Source organism: Nonomuraea sp. NPDC049784 (genome assembly GCF_040659615.1).
Classification (GTDB): Bacteria; Actinomycetota; Actinomycetes; order Streptosporangiales; family Streptosporangiaceae; genus Nonomuraea.
Window position 1 is genome coordinate 1 of sequence record NZ_JBFAMX010000795.1, and the last position, 3,909, is coordinate 3,909.

At 74.3% G+C, this 3,909-nt stretch carries 1 protein-coding gene and 2 pseudogenes; all 3 read right to left on the minus strand.

The genetic code is table 11. From position 1 onward, the window contains the following. Window positions 1-1,531, minus strand: a pseudogene (locus tag AB0J09_RS58585) (hypothetical protein); the annotation flags it as partial. 69 nt (window positions 1,532-1,600) lie between these two features. Further along, window positions 1,601-3,517 carry a hypothetical protein gene (locus AB0J09_RS58590; RefSeq protein ID WP_360711937.1) on the minus strand — a complete coding sequence of 639 codons (1,917 nt, stop codon included), beginning with the start codon at window positions 3,515-3,517 and terminating at the stop codon, window positions 1,601-1,603. Further along, a pseudogene (locus AB0J09_RS58595) lies at window positions 3,517-3,909 on the minus strand (hypothetical protein); the annotation flags it as partial. The pseudogene AB0J09_RS58595 and the gene AB0J09_RS58590, both read right to left, overlap by 1 nt.

The window sequence follows — 3,909 nt, forward strand, 5'->3', positions numbered from 1 at the left end:
GATGGCGCCGGCGGCCGTGTACATTCCTGCGCGACGTAGCGGTTCCTTGACCGTGCGGATGGTCTCCGGCCCGGCGTTCTGCATGGTGGTCATGCCCGTCCGCGAACCTGCGCGTCTCCTCCAGCGCCGGAATCATCCCGCGCAGCTCGTCGGCGGAGTTCTCGGCCACCGCGCGGTCGGCGTCGAGCTTGGCCGCCCTCGCCTGGAGCGCCGTCAGCTCCTTGCGGGCCTGCGAGACCTGCCTGTCGAGGGTGTCCTCGCGCAGCGTGGAGATCTCCGCCTTGACCATGGCGATCGCCTCGGCGGCCGCCTCACCGGCCGCGCGGTGCCGCTCCAGGTCGGCGGCCAGCGTATCGTCCCTGGCCGCCGCGTCGGCCAGCTTGCGCGCCTGTCTGCCCCGCCAGCACCGCAACGCGTCCGCCAGCCGGATTCTCGCCTGATCACGCCGGTCGAACGTGGTCAGCAGCGCCTTCGACTCCGCCTCGAACTCCGCCAGCCGCTCGGCCGCCTGCGCCGCGCGCACGCGCTTGGCGTGCTCGTCGCGTCGGGCCTCCCGCTCCTGCTCCAGCTCGGCGTCGAGGCCGGTGAGGGCGGCGATGGCCTCGAAGACGCGCTCGGGGGAGATCTCGTTGAGCGGCTGGGAGAGCAGGTTGGTGGCGACCTTGCTCCGTACGGACGTGGACAGGAACGACACGCACCTGACCCGGTCGCCGTAGAGCACCTTGGTCAGGTCGCGCGCCACCACGTCTCGCTTACCGGCCGACTTCGGCAGGGACGCCCAGATCTCGTCGGCCCGCGCCACCCGCTCGGCCTCGGTCGGGGACGCCGCGAGGTGCACCCCTTCCCGCCAGCGGATCTCCAGGTGCGGCGCCTCCTGGTTGACCTTGAGCCACACGGTGAGCGCCCCACCCGAGGTGTCGGGCACCTCGAACAGCTCCCCGCTCAGCTCACCTCCGGCCACCTGATTTTCGAGCACGAACTCGTCGTCCCCGGCACCCGCCCCCACGCCGCCCGCAACGGACACGCCCGCGCCGTCCGCCGCCGCGCTGTCTGGCGCAGTGCCGTTCGCCGACACGGCGCTCTGTGACGCGTTGCCCCCTGTCGTGTGGTCCGGCATCGCGAGGCCGCGGGGTGCACCCGGTGCTGGGCCGCTGAGCACGGGCGGCGTCTGCGAGCCGTCCGAGCCATGGGAGGCGAAGCCGTCCATGCCGGGCGGGCCGAAGACGCCCACGATGTAGCCGTGGTCGGCGCTCGCCCACTGGCGGGCTCCGGCGCCGCTGGCCAGCTCGGCGTTGAAGAGCAGCTCCGACACCGCCTTCGCGCCCGAGGCGAAGCGCCACTGCTCGTCCCCGAGCAGCGCCGTGATCGAGGCGATGAACGACGACTTACCCGCGCCGTTGGAGTCCTTCGGCCCCGCGCCGGCCACGACGATGAGGGTGCCGGGGACGGTGGGCACCGGATGGGTCGAGAGCCGCGAGATGTTGACCGCCTGCACGGCGATCAGCACCCGGTCTCCGACGACGTTCTCCATCTGCGACACCTGTAACCCCCGTAGTCCTTCCATTCGTCCTGACGCTGAACCCGCCGCTCTCGGCCGCGGTCACTTCGCCGATCTTCGAGCTCGTACGGCGGTCGCCAGCGGCGTGTTCGGCCCGGCCGCCAGGATCAGCTCCTCCTGCAGGCGCCGCCGGGCCGCCGGAGTGAGCCGGTGGAACTGTGGCCCCGGCACGTAACCGCCCGCCTCCTCACCCGCCTTGACCTGGCTCAACAGCCCCGAGTGGCGCAACACCCGCAGCGCCGCCTCCAGCTCGCCGATGGGCAGCTGGGTGTGGCGGCGCAGCTCGTCCACCGGTGTGGGGTGCGGCGACAGCCAGGAGTCCTCGGGCAGCAGCCCTTCGGCCCTCGGGATCGCCACCGAGTGCACCAGTACGAGCGTCAACACCGCCCGCTCGCTCACTCCCAGCCGCGCACCCGCCGAGCCACCGCCTGGGCTCGACGGCCGGACCGCCTGCGTGAGGGCCGCGGCGCTGCCCGAACCGGAAGCGCCGCCGGTCCCGCCCGCTCCACCGCCCGCCGCGGCTGTGCCGGGCACATCACCAGCGTCCGCCGCAGTGGCCGCGCTCGCCCGGCTGGCCGTCGCGGCTGCATTCATCGCGCCGGCCCCGTTGGCTGTCGCGGCTGCGTTGGTAGCGCTCGTCTCGTTGGCCGCCTCGGCTGTCTCGACGGTTGAGGGCGCTGCATCTGAGGTGTCGCCGCCGCCCCGGCCGGTCGACGTGGACTCGTCCGATGGGACTGAGCCGGCGCCGGGAGGCGGCTCGTGCGTGGACTCCGCCTCGAACCTCGCGAGCGCGGCGGCGTGCGTGTCGTCGTAGCCGGAGGTCCAGCGGTCGCGGTGCTGGATCAGCGTACGGCCGCGCCTGGCCAGCATCTCGCCCAGCGTGTGGCGCAGCGCCGGGTCCCGCAGGGCGGCGAAGCGGACCTCCTGCACCGGCTCGGCGGCGTGCTCCACCGCCATGAACGCCACCACCAGCTCCGCCCGCCGCCGCTCGTCGTATGCCCCCAGCAAATCGTCGAACTCCGCCGAAGCGGCCTCGACGCGTCCGCCGCCCACCTCAGGAGCCGTCTCGGTGGCGGCCACGATGTCGGCGTCGCCCACCACGGTGAGCTCGGGGCGCTCGGGCTCGGGCAGGCGGCGTACCAGCTCCTGAAGCTGCGCGTGCGACTCGGCCGGCCACAGGGCGCAGCGCGGGCCGAGTGTGACCACGCCGTCGTCCATCACGATCCACGCCGAGTCGTGCAGCCGCCGCAGCGCGCCGATCGCCCAGTTGCGCATCAGGTCGTCGGTGCGGCCGATCAGCGCCCGGTACGTGTCGAGCACCAGCTCCACGGGCGCGGGCTCGCCGGGCCACGGGTCCACGGACAGGTCGGTCCAGCAGCACTTGAGCACGGCCGCCAGCACCCGCCGGGTCTCCCCGGACCGCTCCACAGGGACGGGCGCCACCTGGTATTCGTCCAGCGACGACGGCGTCACCCCGTCTGGCCACACCGGCAGCGCCTGCCCCGTGGAGTCGGGACGCGTCAGCCGCACCATCCCGGGCGGCGCCGGCATCCCGGCGTCCAGCCACAGCGGCCCACCCGACCGCGCCCGCACATGAGCCACGGGCGGGGACTGGCCCTGCACCCGCATGGCACCCTTCGAGCGACTCCGCGCCTGCGCGGCGACGCCGCCACCTCCGGCCCGCGACCGGCCCTCCCCGTGTCCGGACGAGCGGGCTCTCGCCGTGCCGGCCTGCTCGGGCGCCGGGGCTCCAGGGGCTGTGGCGCTCCGGTCATCCGCCGCCGGTGTGACCGAGCCATGCTCCACCGTCACGCCCGCGCCGCCTTCCGCCGCATGATGGGGCGCGTGGCCCTCGTCGCGGGCTCGCGGCGGGCTGGCCGCTCCCGCGCCTCCCACCGAAGCAGCCGGAGCGGACGGCTGGTCGCCTTCCAAGGGCTCGGGACGTTCCGCGATGGCCATCAGGTGCGCTCCAGGTAGCCGTGCGAGAGCCAGGCCGGCTCACGGTCCGGATCGATCGTGAGCCCGTCGGACCACGTCAGCCGGTAAGGCAGCTCGGGCCGCAGGTCCACGGTCGTCAGGTCGGCCAGCACGCGCCGCGCCGAGGGCCAGTCGGAGCCCAGCACGTCGGCCAGCGCCACCCGCGAAGCGTCACCCAGCAGCGACTCCGCCACCTCCCGCAGCCGCTCCATGGCCGCGTTGGGCGAGGCATCGAGCGAGGAGCCGGGCCCGGGGTCGGGGAGGTGGGAGCGCGGGGGAGTGGGCTGGGCGGGGGCGGGGCGCGGGGCCTCGTCCACGGCGCGGGCGATGGCGGCCGGGTCGTGCCACGGCGCGGGCGCGTCGAACACGAACCC

What these genes read in the sequence shown, in the direction of transcription:
- AB0J09_RS58590 (WP_360711937.1), bottom strand. Translation starts at nt 3,517, where the DNA reads ATGGCCATCGCGGAACGTCCCGAGCCCTTGGAAGGCGACCAGCCGTCC.